Raw genomic sequence first — 17,246 nt, 5'->3', positions numbered from 1 at the left:
TTTTACCCCATGTTTTGCCTCATTGCACCACCAGTACGGGTATTTTCACAGCATGCCTTACCTGGTTGGCCGTTTCCCCGAATATCCAATCTTTAAGCCCCTTATGGCCATGGCCGCCCAGGATGAGGAAATCAATTTTTTCTTCTGATACAATACGGGCTATTTCCTTCGCCCTTTGCCGGTAGCCCAGTACAGCCCTGGCTTGCAGGCCACGGTGGGTGAGTACGGCGGCATAATTTTCCAATTGCTCCCGGTCCTTGCGGGTCTCAAAATCGTCGGACTCCCGGCCCAGCCATCCGGCGGGCGCACTTTCCACCACGTGGATGAGAATATATTGGGTACTACTGTTGCCATTGCGCAATGCACTGGCAATTACCTTTTCATCGTGCTGACTAAAATCCAATGCTATGCCTATGCAATGATAGTCTGGTGCCTGTAATTCACCCCAAGGTTTTTGCTCCTGATGAATGCTGGTGATCTTTTGCTCCCGCCGGCGCTGCAACAAGGGATACAGCAGGGTAATGAACAACAGGGTAACAATGCCAATGGTGGCCAGTACGATCAGGATATCGATGAAGGTATTACCCGGCTTTTGTACATAATTCCAGGCGGCCGAACCTACCATGCGGAGGTTCAGGTACACCAGTACTAGCGCTACTAGCCAGCTGACCACCACGGTGCGGGGTTTGATGGCAAAAACCCCCATGCTTTTTTTATCGCTCACAAAATGGATCAGTGGGATCACGGCAAAGCCTAGTTGAAAACTTAGCAGCACTTGGCTAAACACCAGCAGGCTATTGATCTCCTCATCGCCAAAAAGCCACAGCGTGATCAGTGCGGGTAAAATGGCCAGCATACGGGTGAGCATGCGGCGCAGCCAGGGGTTAATGCGCAGGTGCAAGTATCCTTCCATGACGATTTGCCCTGCCAGTGTGCCGGTTACTGTAGAACTCTGCCCTGCGGCAATAAGTGCAACGGCAAATAAGATGGGTGCCAGCGTGCCCAGCTTAGGCGACAATAATTTGTAAGCGTCCTGGATGGCGGCTACCTCGTGGTGACCACTTTTAAAAAATACCGTGGCGGCCAGGATGAGAATGGCAGCATTTACCAGGAAGGCCAGGTTCAGTGCAATGGTGCTATCCCAGACATTGAGGCACAGTGACTGCCGTATGCCTTCTTCATTGCGTTTTATCTTGCGCGTTTGCACCAGGGCACTATGCAGGTATAAGTTATGCGGCATTACCGTGGCACCGATAATGCCAATGGCAATGTACAATGCGTTGGCATCGGGCAGGCCAGGTACAAACCCAAGTATCACTTCGCCCAGCCTGGGCCTGGCCATGACCAGCTGCCATAAAAATGATACGCCGATCACGGCTACCAGGGCAATAATAAATGCTTCCATTTTGCGCATGCCAAATCGTTGAAGCACCAGCAGCAGTAAGGTATCCAGTACGGTGAGAGATACGCCCCAGATGAGTGGTAGGCCAAAAAGTAATTGCAGGCCAATGGCCATGCCCAGTACCTCCGCCATGTCTGTAGCGGCAATGGCGATCTCGGCAAATATATACAGTATAAAATTTACGGTTTTAGGATAGGTATCGCGGTTGGCCTGGGCCAGGTCGCGCCCACCTACAATGCCCAGGCGGGCGGCATGACTTTGCAGCAACAAGGCCATGAGGTTGCTCATCAGTAACACCCAGATGAGGGTGTAGCCGTACTGGCTGCCCCCGGCCAGGTCGGTAGCCCAGTTGCCAGGGTCCATATACCCTACACTCACGAGGTAGGCTGGTCCAAAGAAGGCCAGTATTTTACGCCACTTTGATTTTAAAGTAGTATCTACGCTCTCGTGTACATCGCCCAGTGAGGTGGCAGGATGAAGTTCAGACATTATTTAGGTATCTAAAAATTAATTTAGGTAAATCTAACATTTTTAGAGCGGATGTCAAAGTGGGAAAGACGGGGAGTTTGCATGTATTTTTTTGTGGTATAATTACTACTTTTTTGGGCGATGCTTCCAGGAAAGCATTTACCGTAAGGGCCGCAGTGCCAGGTATAGGCCACCGGCCCGCATGGTTTATTTTAATCATACCAGATTTATATCTAACTTTTGGCCCGAATTTAAACACTGCATGAAACAGATCCTCCTAGCCATTTTCATCCTGGGCATCTGCCTCAGCGCCTGTCATACCAAAAAAGCCAAAGTGCTGCATGGCGATCCGCAGACCTTCGATGAATTTAAAAGTATGTTTACACCGGCTGCTGCGCCCTTTAAGCTGCCTGCCGATACCCTGGCCATCAAGCTGCCAGATAGCCTGGCCTTGAAGCCGGCTACGGTACAGCGTTTCCTGAACGACACCATTGGCCAGCATGCATTTGCCCCCGGGGTAAAGCGGCATTTTTATCCGTTATATTATTTTCAAACCGGCGAAAAGGACAATATTATCCAATACCTGGTGCTGAAGGTATCTGGCAGTGGCCAAAGCCTCGCCTACCTCTGCATTGCCAGTAAAAAAGGGGTGTACCTCAACAGTCTGCCTGTAGGCCGTGTAAGCAACGCCGATCAGCAGGTGCAGTATTTTTCGTTGGATAGCAAATCCACCATCCGCGTTACCACGGAAGACCAGGTAAATGGGCAAACGGCGCAAAAGGAAGAAGTGTTTGCGGCTTATCCTGATGGCCGTATCGCCCTTATATTAACCAACAGCAGCGGCCCGGTAAGCCCGGAAAAAGCATTTAACCCAATAGACACCCTGCCCCGCAAGCACAAACTATCCGGTGATTATGCGGCCGGGAGCGATGGGGTAATTTCCATCCGCGATGGCAAGGATGCCAAAACATTTCTATTCTTCATTAGCTTTTCTAAAAATAAAGGTGGCTGTACTGGCGAACTGAATGGTACCGGTACTTTCACCGGTGTTAATAAAGGCGAGTACAAAGACAAATCATCCTCCTGCGGCATTACTTTCCGGTTCTCGGCGGGTGCGGTGAATATTAAGGAGGAAGGCGGCTGCGGTGCCTACCGGGGCATTAAATGTTTCTTTGACGGGGTGTATGTAAAGAAAATAAAAAAGGGTAGTAAGTAGTTATTTTTGGGTGATTCATGTAAGACACAGCGGTGATAACGATGGCAGTACCATGGTTATCACCGCTGTTGTAATGTATGGCATATTCAGTATGGCATAAAGTACCGGATGCCTGTCAGTCAATACATTTTCGTATATTAGTTAATTAGCCTGGACTTAGCTCAACAGATTGTCGCATATTCTTTTACCAATTACCAAACACATTTGCTCATGAAACGTGTCACCGGTATCGGCGGGATCTTCTTTAAAAGTAATGATCCCGAAAAAATGAAAGCATGGTATGGCAAGCATCTTGGCCTGCCCGTTACAGAATGGGGTGCTACATTCACTTGGAAAGAAGCCAATGAAGGTGCTAAACAGCGTCATACGGTATGGAGTCCCTTTCCGGCAGACTCTGACTATTTTGCGCCTAGCGATAAGTCTTGCATGTTTAATTATATCGTGGAAGACCTGGATGCGTTGCTGGCGCAGCTAAAACTGGAAGGTGTGCAGGTAATAGGAGAGGTGGAGACCTACGATTACGGAAAATTTGGCTGGGTGCTGGACCCCGAAGGAAATAAAATTGAACTGTGGCAGCCCATGGGAGGATTTTAACAAAGCGCCGGAACGATGCAGGGTGGCAGGAGCTTAATGCTCCTGTATTCTCCGCACAAATTCATCCCGTGGAATAAACCGCGCCCCAAATGATTCCAGGTGCGGGGTGTACACCTGGCAATCTACCAGTTGCATGCCCTGCGCCGCATAGGTATGCACAAAAGTGATGAAGGCCGCTTTAGACGCATTACTCACGGTTGAAAACATAGATTCGCCAAAAAAAGTGTGACCCAACAACAAGCCATATAGTCCGCCTACCAATGTAGCGCCTAGCCAACATTCTACAGAGTGCGCCACACCCAGGGTATGTAATTCGGTATAAGCCTGCTGCATGTCGGGGTTGAGCCAGGTGCCATCCTGTCCAGGGCGGGGTGTGCCACTGCAACCACGGATCACATCGGTAAATGCTTGGTTAAAAGTGATATGGAATACTTTTTTTTTCAGTACCTGTTTCATGCTGGCAGATACTTTCAGTTCGTCCGGAAAGAGTACAAAACGTGGATCGGGACTCCACCACAGGATAGGCTCTTCAGAATACCAGGGGAAAATGCCAGCCTGATAAGCTGCGAGAATGCGCCCAGCCTGCAGGTCGCCACCCACCGCCAGCAGGCCGTCTTCGTCTGCTTCGTGCAGAGGCGGAAAAATAAATTGTTTGGGAAGCCGGTAGATCATACACGTTCTAAAAAAGAAATTCCAAACTGCACCGCATGTGTGTAAGTTTGGAATGGAGCAATAAGGTTTTAAAAAAAGCGATTCAGGTGCCTACTGTTTCCTCCACGGTGGCATTAATGCCCCGGTCCAGCAAAGCCTCACAGAGAGGGCGCAGTTGGTTGAAATTGCCTTCTTTTACGGCGTACTTGCCATTATTATGAATGATGAGTGCGCACTGTTCGGCTTGTTCAAAAGCGTGACCGCACACTTCCATCAGCGACTGGATCACCCAGTCGAAAGTATTTACATGATCGTTCCATACAATGAGTTGGAAAGGAAACTGAATTTCTTCAGCTAACATGGTATCTTCCCATTGCTGGGGACTATATGTTTTTTCCGGTTGTTGTCCCATTATCTTTCTACCTGTTTACACACAAAAATACGCGATCTTGGGCATTGTTAATAGTGAAATGTTCGAACGGAAACCTGTAAATTGGTATATAGCACCTATAGTGTTGGCCCGATAATGGGCTAATATGGATATTTACGATCAGCATTTTCAGCTATTACCGAAACCAAGCGCCCATGCATCCATCGAACGGCATTTTATTGACTTTAAATACGCATTTACCGCTCACCGATCCTATACCGATTTACTCGCTGGTATTATTCATTATTTTATTGGCGCCCATAATCCTGCGTAAGTTCCGTATTCCCAGTATAGTAGGGCTTATCCTGGCAGGCATGCTGATTGGAGATCACGGTTTTAAATTGATTGAAAAGGGCAGCATAGATCTTTTTGGGAAGGCCGGGTTATTGTACATTATGTTCCTGGCCGGTTTGGAGTTGGATATGACCGAATTCCGCAAAAACCGCCACCGCAGCCTGGTGTTTGGAAGTTTTACCTTTTTTATTCCCCTTATTCTCGGATACTTTGTGTGCACCTATGTGTTGCATTTTAATTTCATGGCCACCCTGCTGGTATCCAGCATGTTTGCCACCCACACCCTCGTGGCATACCCGCTGGCCAGCAGCCTGGGCATCTCCAAAAACGAAGCCGTTACCGTGGCCGTGGGCGGCACCATCATTACCGATACAGCGGTGCTGCTCATCCTGGCGGTGATTACTGGCGCAGCGGCGGGCAATCTGAACACCGCTTTCTGGATACGCTTGAGCATTTCCCTAGCCATTTTCGCCGTTACCATTCTATGGGGTTTCCCCCTGTTGGGGCGCTGGTTTTTCAAAAAGATCAAGGACGATAAAACCTCCCACTTCATTTTCGTGCTGGGCCTAGTATTCCTGGCCGGCTTCCTGGCGGAGCTGGCCGGTGTGGAAAGCATTATCGGCGCTTTTTTGGCGGGGCTGGCACTTAACACCCTGATCCCGCACACCTCTCCCTTAATGAACCGCATAGAGTTTGTAGGCAATGCCCTTTTCATTCCTTTTTTCCTGATCAGCGTGGGCATGCTGGTAGACCTGCGTGTACTGCTGGACGGGCCGGAGGCCCTGATCATCGCCGGCGTACTCACCATGCTGGCCCTGGTGAGCAAATGGCTGGCGGCATTATTTACCCAATTGGTATTCCGTTATTCGCGTACGCAGCGCAATATTATATTTGGCCTGAGCAGCGCTCATGCTGCCGCTACCATTGCGGTAATCCTCATTGGCTTTAACATGGGGATCATCGACAAAAATGTATTGAATGGCACGGTTGTGCTTATCCTCATTACCTGTTTGGTGGCCTCGTTTGTGACAGCCAGTGCTGGCCGTAAACTGGCCATGGTGGCGGATAATGAGCCTGTGGCAGACAATGCGGGAACAGAGCGCATCCTGGTGCCGGTGTCTAACCCGCTGCGCATAGAATCTTTGCTAGACTTTGCCGTAATGATCAAAGACCCGCAGGCCGGTACGCCCATTTACCCGCTGGCCGTGGTGCATGACGATAGCGCCTCCAAAGACAAGATACTCCACACTGGTAAGATGATGGAAAAAGCCGTGATGTATGCCGCCGCAACGGAAAGTACTGTGCAGGTGGTGACCCGGGTAGACCTTAATGTGGCAGACGGTATAGCCCGCGCCGTAAAGGAATTACTCATTACTGATGTAGTACTGGGATGGACGGAGCGCTCCAGTACCACCGACCGTTTGTTCGGTACCATCTTCGGCACTACGCTAGACAATATACTGCAAGGCGTTTGGGAAACAGTTTATGTGTGCGCCTTTCATCAACCGCTGAACATAACGCAGCGGCTGGTGCTGGTACTGCCGCACAATGCCTGTTATGAAGCCGGCTTCCAGCATTATTTGCAAAAAGCGGTGATGCTAAGCAAACAGGCCGGTGCCCGTATGGTGGTATGCTGCACGCCCGAAACCCGCGTACGCATAGAGGCCTGGCTGCGCGCCACCCGTACCAGCGTATCCCTGACGTACCGTGCTTTTGGCGAAGCCGAAGACCTGTTGGAGCTGGCCGGCGAACTATCGGACGACGACCTGCTGATGATGGTTACTGCCCGTAAAGGCACCCTGTCTTACAGCAAATACCTGGATAACCTGCCAGCAAGATTGAGCCGCAGCTTTAAAAACAACAATATTATCCTGCTATATCCCGAACAGGCCGCCCTGGATTATAACGAGCCGGGTCTGCGTCCGGAAGACCTTACACTGGCGCCTATACAGGAACAACTGGCCAACCTGAGCCGGCTGGGCCGCGCAGTGAGAAGTGTTTTTAAACGCAGGCGTAAAAATTGATGAACGCGTTGCTAAAAAGAGCTCTAATCGTCCCTTTTTCGTTACCTGTTTGCAGGGGTAATGAATGCCAACGTTTTAAATTATTAACCTCCGGAAAGCTTACTGGCAGCAGGTTTTAAGAAACGGTATAATGGGAGTTGAAAAAATATTTGGTAGAATAAAAATACTTTCTACCTTTGCAATCCCATCGAACGAAAAGCGCTGGTGGTGAAAGAAAAGAGGGGAGTTTAGCTCAGTTGGTTCAGAGCATCTGCCTTACAAGCAGAGGGTCGGCGGTTCGACCCCGTCAACTCCCACACCTTATGCTTTACGCTGCAAAGCGGGACAAGTGAAACGAAATTTTTAGTAAAGGGAGTTTAGCTCAGTTGGTTCAGAGCATCTGCCTTACAAGCAGAGGGTCGGCGGTTCGACCCCGTCAACTCCCACACAAGCCTCGGTATTTTGCCGGGGCTTTTTTGTTTTTGGAAATAAAGAATTTTTGTTTTGCCTGGCTAAAAAAATAGTAGAAAAAAATAATCAGTTCATCTTTTTAGTGGAAAAAATAATCATAAATGATGGTTTATTAGAAAAAAGTGATCGAGTGGCCCTAATTCTATTAGAAAATATCTAGCAATGTATTTCCGCTAAAAATTAAATCTGACGCTAGCCACTACCTGCCGGGGCCTTAAATACAATTCATTGTAATAACGGATATATTGATAATTATATTGGTTAATATATTGCCGGGCGTTGAGCACATTTACAACCGTTAAAGACAGATCAGTCTTGGTTTTGGGCAATGTAACCATGTATTTTAAATTCACTAAAAGCTTATTAGACTGCACCGCAGGGCGGCTGGTAAAATAATCCAGTTTTGACGTTAAGCTTTGCCCTTTTAAAGGATAAAAATTCATTTTCAGGGAATGGTTCATGCTGGTCACCGCATGCAGATCCATTCCTGGATAAGAGGAGATGGAATAGTTGTAATCGAATTTATACGCAAAGTCGAACCAGGCCAGCGAACTATTTATTACATCTAAAGAAAGCCCTGCACTGGTAGCATGCAGGCTTGCAAAACTATCGTTCAGGTATTGATCTGAAAGACTGGTATTAAAACGGCCTTTCACCTTTACGATGGATTGGATACCGGTAATTAATTTAGATACCCCCATAGTGCTGGTAAATACATTCCGGTTGTTACCAATGGGCAACATTTCATTTACCGTTAGGCCAAGACTATCAATGGATGTTTCATTGATGAAATTATTGTAAGACCGAATATAGGAAACAGACAGGTTGGAAAACCATGCTTTACGAATATCCTCATACGTCGAATAAAAACTATAGGCCATGGTGTTGCCCTGAGACACTACGCCAGCCAATGAGCGATTCATGGATTGGAACGATTGTAAAATATATCCTTTATACAGATTGCCCTGGCTTCCAAAGTCGTTCTTGTAGCTTACGGAGCCATAAAAATTCCAACGCAGGGTAGGTTTAAACCTTATCGTGAATGTAGGGTCCAGGGTAAGTTTCCGGGTGGTGGTTGAGTCGGATTTTATATGGTTATATTGGTTCGAAAATGTTTGCCAATTTAGCGGGGTTGATAATTCGAACAGCCAGTTCCTTTTTTCTACGCGGAAGCCAGGGCTTAGATAAAACTTGGTATGTATAAACGCATCATTGTTTTGAAAAATCTTGGACAGATTGGGATTTACATCCGTGGCCAACGCGCTTTTTAAAAGTCTATTTTCAAATAGGAAACCACCTTTGAAGTCGATAGTAAGTAAGTGAAGTTTCTTTATGAAGTGTAAAAAATTATCTGTTGTAAAGTAGTGAAAATTCACCTGCTGGAAAGCCTGTTGATAGTCGATACCTGTATTTAATATTTTGGTGAATTGCCCGGGGGAAATTACCAGGTTTTCTGGCGTGCGCTTATAAAAAGTAGATGAATTGATACCCATCAGTTGCTTTCCCACTTTGAGGGTGAGTTTAAAATCATTGGAAAGGGAAGTCACTTGCTCTTTGTTTACCTGGGATATATCTGTAGTGTCATTTCTGGTATCCCAGCCTTCATTTTTGTTCCATTTGGCATCTACTATTAGCTGATCTTTCAGGAATATATTTTTTTCATTTTTTTCCAGGGATAAGCCACCGGTAAGGTTATTAAGGTGGTATATATTTTTTACAGCCTCTGTTATGGTTACCGTCTGGGCTGGGAGCATCATTGTAGTGCTATTGTAACTTTTATTATCCTGCGCATCATGGATATAGGTTAAACTGCCCCGGAGTTGAAGATTGTTCTGGGTTTTATATAAAATATTGGTGCTGGCCATCTTCACATTATTTTGCAGCCAGGTCGATTGATCTACGGGTGGATGACCGGCATCCATAACACTGACATACCTATCTGCAGCATATGCTTCGCCAGCCTTTTCATTGATTTGGTCTTTTAATTGGTCGGATACATCATTCCCGGTATTATTGACCTGAATGGTATTCACCATTTGAAAATGCTTGTAAAAGGACATGGGCGTAAGCGATACATCCCAAAGCGCGGGGCTTGCCCCCACGCCTATATTTCCGGATCCGGTAGTGGTATGTTTTTTTAATACTACATTTAAGGACGCTTTATCGGATGGTACTAAAGAATCTAAGATCTTAGTGGGCTGGTCATTTTCCACGATCTGAACTTTTTTCACATTTTCCAGTGGCAGATTGTTAGTGATCAGGCCATACCGGCCTCCCATCAGGTCCAGCCCATTTACATAAAATTTTTGCAAAGGGTTTCCCTGGTAATAAATCTGGTTGCCCTTCATTTCCATGCCCGGCAGCTTTTTTATAATATCGGCAAGAACCCGGTCGTTTTTTGTTGCAAAGGAATCTGCTGCATAGTCTACCGTATCTTTTCTTTTCAGAATTCCTTTATTGATATCATGGATGGTTATCTCTGGAAGTACCTGGTCTTTATTTACCAGTTTTATGATGATTGGATTGGCCTTATGGAATAGTGATAATAACTCGGTTGTAAAACCTACATGCGAGAACTTAAGTACCAGACTATCCGTGTTGGGCGCATGAACAGTAAAATGGAAACGGCCTTGTGCATCTGTAATTCCAAAATTGAGTATTTGGGTGGAATGTGCCACGCTGCACACAATGCTGGTTCCCGCGATAGGCTTGCCGGTGGCAGCTTCTGTAACAATCCCTGTTATAGCTTGCTGGCAAAGCGCCTTGTTGCTCCAACAAGTAAGCAGTATCATTACAACTAGGCAACTTCGGAACAAATAAGCCATATCATCCATTCGTTATAAAAAATTCATCACTATTTTAGGCGGGATGATTATTCATTTAAGGCAGTTCTATCCAATTATTATCTTCCTTTGCTCGCTTTGCATTGGATGCTTTTAACTTCTCTTTTACCTGGGGATCTATTCCTTCAAAGTCGCCTTTGGCTTCTTTAAGCTGATAACCATTGAACAAGAAGTATTTTTTATCTTTAAAGAAGGTGGGCTTATCGATCTGCGTGTACGGAAGTTCTTTATAGTAATTAATAATAACATGGGTATGCTTATTGGCAATGCCTTCCAGTGTAAAACTCCAATACTCCTTTTCGTCGGCAATTTTAACGATAAGGCCCGGTAAGCCGCAAAACTTATAAGGACCATCCGATATGGGGATATCATTGCAAAACCAGGCTGTCCAATTGCGGTGACCATAACCGGCTAACAGCGCCTTTTGGCAATGGAGTCCGTTTATCGTGAGCGTGTCCGCCATTAGTTCCCAATGCATGGCTTCTTTAGGTTCTTTATAGTTGGAGATCCGGGTGCTAGAAATTATCTCCTCCATATAGCTGATGTCTGATGGCGTCTTCACAATGTTGTAATAAAGGGATGTTCGGTAGGTCTGCAACACCTTCATAATGCCCGCGATGTTGTTATTAATATAGGGTAAATATGCCGCAGAGTCTCTCATTCCGGTATTCACTGATCTAAATAACGACATGGAATCATTGGTCAATAATTCCATGTCCTCACTTTTGATATTAGTGAGGTCATTACTATCTGGCTTGTATACGATTTTATAAACGATTTGATTGTTAAATGTTTGTTGTAAATTTTTTTGGGCAATGCTGTTGTTCCATTGTATAAGTAATGTGCATACCAGGGCCAAAATCGATTTTCTATGCATGTTGCCGGGTGGGTTAGCCATAAAAATAAACTATATTCTAGTGATTTTTTATTTTTTTCTATATACGTGGCCTCAACGAACAAGTATTGGGTAGGTAACCCGCAGATAGCCCAGGGAAGGTAGGGGTAAAAAAAAACGCCGCTTCTTTACAAAGCGGCGATTTCGTATAGCTGTTACCGTAACTCCCAGTTCACAATTTCATTTTTCCAATCTTCCCGGAAGGGCGTGGTTACCTTGATGTAATTATCGGTGTAGCCATCCATGTAGCCATTTCGGTTAAATATCTCAAACAGTACGGGGCGTGTTTGACCTATATGCTGGGCGTGGAAGTATTGCTGTTTTTTGTGGCTCAGGTTGCGCAGTGATTTATTGCGTTCGTTGCGTACGTGTACGGGTACTACGGGTTGTATATCCAGCGCGCTAGTCTGGGGCCTTTCGGAGTAGGTGAATACGTGCAGGTAAGACACGTCCAGTGCGTGCAGGAAATCGTAGGTTTCCTGGAAGAGCGGGTCTGTTTCGGAAGGAAAGCCTACGATCACATCCACGCCAATGGCGCAATGCGGCATTTTTTCCTTGATGCGTTGTACCTTTTCTGCATATAGTTCGCGGCGGTAGCGCCGGCGCATAAGGCCCAGTATTTCGTTGCTCCCGCTTTGTAAAGGGATGTGGAAATGGGGCATGAACTTTTTACTGGCGGCCACAAAATCTATGATCTCGTTGCTCAGCAGGTTAGGCTCAATGGAGGAAATGCGGTAACGGTCTATGCCGGCAGTAGCTTCCAGGGCCTGTACTAGTTCAAAGAAAGATTCCTCCTTTTTTTTACCGCCTTCCAATCCTTTTCCGAAATCGCCGAGGTTTACCCCGGTTAGTACAATCTCACGCACCCCGCCGGCTGCCAGTTCACGTACCTGTGCGATCACATTTTCCACGCTGTTGCTGCGGCTTTTGCCGCGAGCCATGGGAATGGTACAGAAGGCGCAGGTATAATCGCAGCCGTCCTGCACTTTCAGGAAAGTACGGGTGCGGTCGGTGAGGGAATAGGAGGGGTGGAAGGTGTTTACGGCTTCGATATCGCAGGAGCATATTTTGGCGCTATTGCCTTTGGTAAGCTCTTTGAGATGGTGTACTATGTTAAATTTTTCGGCGGCGCCCAATACCAGGTCTACGCCTTCAATGTTGGCAATTTCTGCGGGTTTCAATTGCGCATAACAACCGGTGATCACCACCCTACTTTCCGGCGCACGGCGCTGTATGCGGCGTACCAGGTGGCGGCACTCCTTATCTGCATTGTCGGTTACGGAGCAGGTATTGATCACATATACGTCTGCGGTAGACTCGAAGTCTGTTTTGATAAAGCCGTCCTGCTCCAGCAGCCTGCCAATGGTGGAGGTTTCGGAGAAGTTCAGCTTACAACCCAGGGTATGAAAAGCTACTGTTTTGGCCGTTGTCATAAGGGCGCAAAGTTACGGATTTTGGTAGTTTGCCGCCACCTTCCTTGCCGGGCATTTAAAAATGAGCATTCAGCTGTGGATTACAAATAATAAATTTCTACATTTGTTGCCTTTCAAATACATCCGTATGAAGTATTATGCGCTCAGCGCGAGGCATTTAGCCTGTTTGTTTTTGTTCCTGTCCGGTATGTTGCTGGCCAGTGGCTGTCAGCAAACCAGTGTATCCCATCAGGATTCCAGCTTTAAAAAACGCATAAACCCAGCCAGCACCGACGGGCTGGATCGCCACGCCCATCTGGTGTACACCAAACATGCGCGGTGCCGGATGGACTGCCGCCACATTACGGAGGGAGAGATCCTAGAAATTTTGGAATATGGCGAGGTGAACCGGGGCAAATCCAATCCGAAAGACCATCCCTGTCCTACGTTTGCACTGGAAGGGCATACCCACGAAGGCCAGCATTTGCGGGTAGTGTTTGCGCCCTGCGACAAAGATACCAAGGTGGTGACCTGCATAGACCTGGATGCGGAATGGAGTTGCGCCTGCAATTAAAATGAAGGAGACCTGCGTGGATTGTTGTAATTTTCAGCGCTGGTTTCCGTTGCATGAAACAGGCAGCCATGAAACAATTTTAAAGACCTGCCCTGCGGGCCTTCAATTTTAAATTATTTATGCGTTTTTTATCGAAAACAATCCGGTGGGTGTATGTAATATGGGCCTCTTTTTGGTTTATCGGCATTATGTTATTGATCCTGCCATTTATCATCGTGTTTTCCTTTTTTGGAAGGATAACCGGGGGCAATGTCATTTATTATTTCCTATGGTTTTGGTCGCGCACCTGGTTTCCACTGGTAGGCATGCCGGTACAAAAAATATATGTGGGCGGTCGTAATGATGGGGAATCGCTGATGTATGCAGTGAACCACACTTCTTATCTTGATGCAGCACTGGCGGTAGGGCAGGTGCGCCTGCCTTTCCGTCCGCTGGGCAAAATAGAAATGCAGAAAATTCCCATCTTCGGATTTATCTACAAACACGCCGTGGTAACGGTAGACCGTTCCAGTGCCCGCGACCGCGCATTGAGCGTGCGAAAAATGATGGATATGCTGCGACAGGGTGTATCCATCCTGATTTTCCCGGAGGGCAGCACCAACACCAGTGGGCAACCGCTTACGCCTTTTCATAATGGGGCATTTAAAATAGCGATTGAAACACAAACCAACATTAAACCCATTCTTTTTATTGATAACGTAGACCGCCTGCCCGAAGGGAAAGGGCTGCTTGCTTTAAATCCCGGTAAGGTGCGCATCGTGTACCTGCCGGTGATCCCTGTAAAAGGACTTACCGTAGCCGACCTGCCGGCTTTAAAACAGCAGGTGTACGAAGCCATGGAAACTACCTTACGCCAATACCATACTTACCCCGAAATCACCGTAAAGGCTTGATATACGCCGATATCATATTGCCGCTAGCACTGCCCCGGATCTATACTTACAGCGTTCCTGCTGAGATGGAAGGGCAGTTACAGCCCGGTAGCCGGGTAGCCGTGCCGCTGGGTAAGCAGAAGAAGTATGCCGGTATTATCCGCGCTGTACATACACAGGCCCCCACTTATAAAACTAAACCCATATTAGACCTGCTGGATAAAGACCCCGTAGTGTATCCCACCCAATTAGCCTTCTGGGCCTGGCTGGCGGAGTATTATATGTGTTCGGAAGGGGAGGTGCTGAATGCAGCGCTGCCCGCCCACCTTAAACTGTCGAGCGAGTCGGTGCTGCTGCTGAACCAAGCCTACGGAGAAGATTTTTCGCTCCTGAGCGACGATGAATACCTGATTGCAGAAGCCCTGCAAATCCGGCAGGAACTGCGTATTGGTGAGGTGCAGCTGATCCTCGACAAATCGGATGTGTACAGCGTGATCAAGAAACTGATCGAAAAAAAAGTATGCCTTATTTACGAAGAGCTGCGCGAGGTATACAAGGAGAAGAAGGAAAATTATGTATTGCTACAGGAACCATATCATGGCGATGAAGCGTTGTCGGCCCTGTTTAATGAGATGGGCCGTGCGCCTAAGCAAATGGAATTGCTGCTGGCCTACCTGCACCTGGTAAAAACACAAGGTTCCGTTGTTCAAAGCGAATTGCTGAAGAAGAGCGGCGCCAGCGCCGCCCAACTGAAAGGCCTGGTGGATAAAGGCGTATTGCGCATAGAGCAACGTACGGTAGACCGTGTGCCCATGGGCAAAACTGCAATGCAATTGCAATCAGACCTTAGTCCCGCCCAGGAAAAAGCCTGGGAAACGCTGCAACAGCAGATGGAGCAAAAAGCAGTGACGCTGCTGCATGGAGTTACCTCCAGTGGCAAAACACAGCTATACGTGCGCATGATCGAAAAGGTGCTGCAACAGGCCCAACAGGTGTTGTACCTGCTGCCGGAGATTGCGCTCACGGCCCAGATCATCCGCCGGTTGCAGAAACATTTTGGTGGCAAAATTGGTATCTACCATTCTAAATTCAGCAACAACGAGCGGGTGGAAATATGGAACAAGGTAAAGTCTGGTGAAATACAACTGGTAGTAGGCGCGCGTTCCAGCCTGCTACTGCCCTTCCGCGACTTGGGCCTGATAATACTGGATGAAGAACACGATGGTTCTTTTAAGCAGCAAGATCCCGCACCCCGCTATCATGCCCGCGATGCCGCCATTTATTACGCCGCCCTTTTCAAAGCCAAAGTATTGCTGGGCTCTGCCACGCCTTCGCTGGAATCTTACTTCAATGCGCAGCAGGGCAAGTTTGGCCTGGTAACGCTGAGCGAACGTTTCGGTGGCATGCAGATGCCCGAAATCGAAATTGTGGATATGAAAAAGGAAATGGTGGACAAAACAGTAGACGGTAATTTTTCCTCTATACTAAAAGCCGCCATCAGCCACACATTGGAAGAAAAGAAGCAGGTTATTCTATTCCAGAACCGGCGGGGATATGCACCCTTCCTGTTGTGTACCACCTGCGGCTGGATACCTGATTGCAAAAACTGCGATGTATCACTCACCTATCATAAACACCGCGACAAACTGCACTGCCACTACTGCGGCACGCAATATCCCTACATCTACACCTGCGCAGCCTGTGGCAGCCAAACGCTGGTGCCGAAGAGTTTTGGTACCGAGAAGATAGAAGATGATCTGATACAGGCATTTCCCGAAGCCCGCATAGCCCGTATGGATGTAGATTCGGTGCGCAATAAAGACAGTCATAATAAACTCATCCAGCAATTGGAAAAGCAGGAAATAGATTTGTTGGTAGGTACGCAAATGGTGGTGAAGGGGCTGGACTTTGATCATGTAAATTTGGTAGGAGTCCTAAGTGCTGATAGTTTATTGAGTTATCCCGATTTCCGGGTTAATGAGCGTGCTTTCCAGCTCATGGAGCAGGTGAGCGGGCGGGCGGGGCGAAAGCATGAAAAAGGGAAAGTGCTGATACAGGCCAGCAATACCCAGCATCCCATTTTGCAATACGTGATAGCCCACGATTACATAGCCATGTACGATGCAGAACTTCAGGAGCGGCAGCGTTTTGGCTACCCGCCTTATTTCCGCCTGTTGCGCATTACCCTGAAACACAAAGACCAGAAAGTGGTAGAACAGGCCGCGCAGCTACTGGCTGGCTGGATACAACCCACACCAGGCATATACCTCGTAGGGCCAGCTGCGCCGCTAGTAAGCCGGGTGCGCAATTATTATTTGCAGGAAATATTACTGAAACTGCCGCGGGATTCCCGCGTGCTGGCCGATACTAAAAACAGGCTCAAAGAGCTGTTTGCCCAGCTTACGGCAGAAAAGAAATTCCGTTCGGTGTTTATCCAGCCGGATGTGGATTGTGTTTAAGCCTTGCCCAATTGTGCAATAGCATCCGATTCATACACATGAATGCCTTCAGCTTTCCGCTGGGCAATGACGATCATAGCGCGGGCCACCTTGGCGGCTGGTATGCCTTTGTATTTGCGCAGCCGCCGGCCCAGCAAAAACAGCGATACCACCGGCAGGAGTGCGCCCGCGACGATCTCCATGGGCCGGCGTTCTTCCCGCTGGCCCATTAAAAAGGAGGGGCGGAAAATATGCACGCCATAAAAACCGGTTTGTTGTATGGCGCGCTCCACCTCGCCTTTGGTACGGAGATAAAAATTGCTGCTGCTAATGCCCGCCCCGATAGCGGATATTAATAAAAATTGCTGCACGCCCTGTGCTTTGGCAAAGGCAGCCGCCCTGGCGGGAATATCGTAATCCACCGCGCGGAAAGCCGCCTGGCTGCCCGCTTTGCGGATGGTAGTGCCTATACAGCAAAAAACAACTTCGCCCTGCATGGCCTCCCGGAAAGCAGCATCGTTATTAAAATCCAGTACAACCGTTTCCAGCTTGGCATCCTCTAAGGCCAACGGTTGGCGCACCAGCGCACGCACATGGGTACACGCTGCGTCCTGGATCAGTTGCTGGAGAAGCTGGTGGCCCGTAAGACCGGAACCACCCAGTACAATTGCAGTGAAAGACAT

The 17,246-nt window shown here is 47.8% G+C and carries 13 protein-coding genes and 2 tRNA genes; 8 read left to right on the top strand and 7 right to left on the bottom strand.

Annotated features, from left to right (window positions below; genetic code table 11):
- Nucleotides 1-19 precede the first annotated feature (19 nt).
- Nucleotides 20-1,891, bottom strand: coding sequence for an Nramp family divalent metal transporter (locus tag GA0116948_RS09520; protein ID WP_089711454.1), 1,872 nt, complete (start codon nucleotides 1,889-1,891; stop codon nucleotides 20-22).
- Nucleotides 1,892-2,132: 241 nt separating this feature from the next.
- Between GA0116948_RS09520 and GA0116948_RS09515 the strand changes: the two genes are divergently transcribed.
- Together GA0116948_RS09515 and GA0116948_RS09510 are read left to right on the top strand one after the other, a co-directional pair.
- Entirely contained in the window at nucleotides 2,133-3,086 is a 954-nt protein-coding gene (locus tag GA0116948_RS09515; protein ID WP_123891759.1) for a hypothetical protein, read from the top strand.
- Nucleotides 3,087-3,296: 210 nt separating this feature from the next.
- Entirely contained in the window at nucleotides 3,297-3,680 is a 384-nt protein-coding gene (locus tag GA0116948_RS09510) for a VOC family protein (RefSeq protein WP_089711450.1), read from the top strand.
- Nucleotides 3,681-3,713: 33 nt separating this feature from the next.
- Here the strand turns inward: GA0116948_RS09510 and aat are convergent, their stop codons facing one another.
- Nucleotides 3,714-4,352 carry a leucyl/phenylalanyl-tRNA--protein transferase gene (gene aat / locus GA0116948_RS09505; RefSeq protein ID WP_089711448.1) on the bottom strand — a complete coding sequence of 213 codons (639 nt, stop codon included), beginning with the start codon at nucleotides 4,350-4,352 and terminating at the stop codon, nucleotides 3,714-3,716.
- An 82-nt stretch (nucleotides 4,353-4,434) separates the two neighbouring features.
- Entirely contained in the window at nucleotides 4,435-4,743 is a 309-nt protein-coding gene (locus GA0116948_RS09500; protein ID WP_205686106.1) for an ATP-dependent Clp protease adaptor ClpS, read from the bottom strand.
- Nucleotides 4,744-4,916: 173 nt separating this feature from the next.
- On the opposite strand from GA0116948_RS09500, the gene GA0116948_RS09495 reads away from it, so the two are divergent.
- From GA0116948_RS09495 to GA0116948_RS09485, 3 genes are all read left to right on the top strand, one after another.
- Nucleotides 4,917-7,079, top strand: coding sequence for a cation:proton antiporter (locus GA0116948_RS09495; protein WP_089711446.1), 2,163 nt, complete (start codon nucleotides 4,917-4,919; stop codon nucleotides 7,077-7,079).
- Between the two features lie 221 nt (nucleotides 7,080-7,300).
- Nucleotides 7,301-7,375, top strand: a tRNA-Val gene (locus GA0116948_RS09490).
- A 54-nt stretch (nucleotides 7,376-7,429) separates the two neighbouring features.
- Nucleotides 7,430-7,504: transfer RNA gene (locus GA0116948_RS09485), tRNA-Val, on the top strand.
- Between the two features lie 198 nt (nucleotides 7,505-7,702).
- On the opposite strand, the gene GA0116948_RS09480 is transcribed toward GA0116948_RS09485, so the two are convergent.
- The 3 genes from GA0116948_RS09480 to mtaB all read right to left on the bottom strand — a co-directional run bounded on the left by GA0116948_RS09480 (nucleotide 7,703) and on the right by mtaB (nucleotide 12,700).
- A complete protein-coding gene (locus GA0116948_RS09480; RefSeq protein WP_089711444.1) occupies nucleotides 7,703-10,321 on the bottom strand; it encodes a peptidase associated/transthyretin-like domain-containing protein in 2,619 nt (872 codons plus the stop codon).
- Between the two features lie 88 nt (nucleotides 10,322-10,409).
- Entirely contained in the window at nucleotides 10,410-11,249 is an 840-nt protein-coding gene (locus GA0116948_RS09475; protein ID WP_165798421.1) for a GLPGLI family protein, read from the bottom strand.
- Between the two features lie 173 nt (nucleotides 11,250-11,422).
- Nucleotides 11,423-12,700 carry a tRNA (N(6)-L-threonylcarbamoyladenosine(37)-C(2))-methylthiotransferase MtaB gene (mtaB, locus tag GA0116948_RS09470; RefSeq protein WP_089711440.1) on the bottom strand — a complete coding sequence of 426 codons (1,278 nt, stop codon included), beginning with the start codon at nucleotides 12,698-12,700 and terminating at the stop codon, nucleotides 11,423-11,425.
- 127 nt (nucleotides 12,701-12,827) lie between these two features.
- On the opposite strand from mtaB, the gene GA0116948_RS09465 reads away from it, so the two are divergent.
- From GA0116948_RS09465 to priA, 3 genes are all read left to right on the top strand, one after another.
- Nucleotides 12,828-13,253: a DUF4258 domain-containing protein gene (locus tag GA0116948_RS09465; RefSeq protein WP_165798420.1), complete on the top strand. Its 426-nt coding sequence runs from the start codon at nucleotides 12,828-12,830 to the stop codon at nucleotides 13,251-13,253.
- Nucleotides 13,254-13,372: 119 nt separating this feature from the next.
- On the top strand, nucleotides 13,373-14,146 hold the full coding sequence (locus GA0116948_RS09460) for a lysophospholipid acyltransferase family protein (protein WP_089711436.1): 774 nt from the start codon (nucleotides 13,373-13,375) through the stop codon (nucleotides 14,144-14,146).
- Nucleotides 14,143-16,584, top strand: a complete 2,442-nt coding sequence (gene priA / locus GA0116948_RS09455; protein ID WP_089711434.1) for a replication restart helicase PriA — start codon at nucleotides 14,143-14,145, stop codon at nucleotides 16,582-16,584. Before GA0116948_RS09460 ends, priA begins: the two co-directional genes overlap by 4 nt.
- On the opposite strand, the gene GA0116948_RS09450 is transcribed toward priA, so the two are convergent.
- A complete protein-coding gene (locus tag GA0116948_RS09450) occupies nucleotides 16,581-17,246 on the bottom strand; it encodes an NAD(P)H-binding protein (RefSeq protein ID WP_089711432.1) in 666 nt (221 codons plus the stop codon). The two genes, priA and GA0116948_RS09450, sit on opposite strands and share 4 nt — an antisense overlap.

It is taken from the genome of Chitinophaga costaii, assembly GCF_900094705.1.
In the GTDB taxonomy this organism is placed as follows: Bacteria; Bacteroidota; Bacteroidia; order Chitinophagales; family Chitinophagaceae; genus Chitinophaga; species Chitinophaga costaii.
This window is presented reverse-complemented; position numbering and strand designations above follow the sequence as displayed.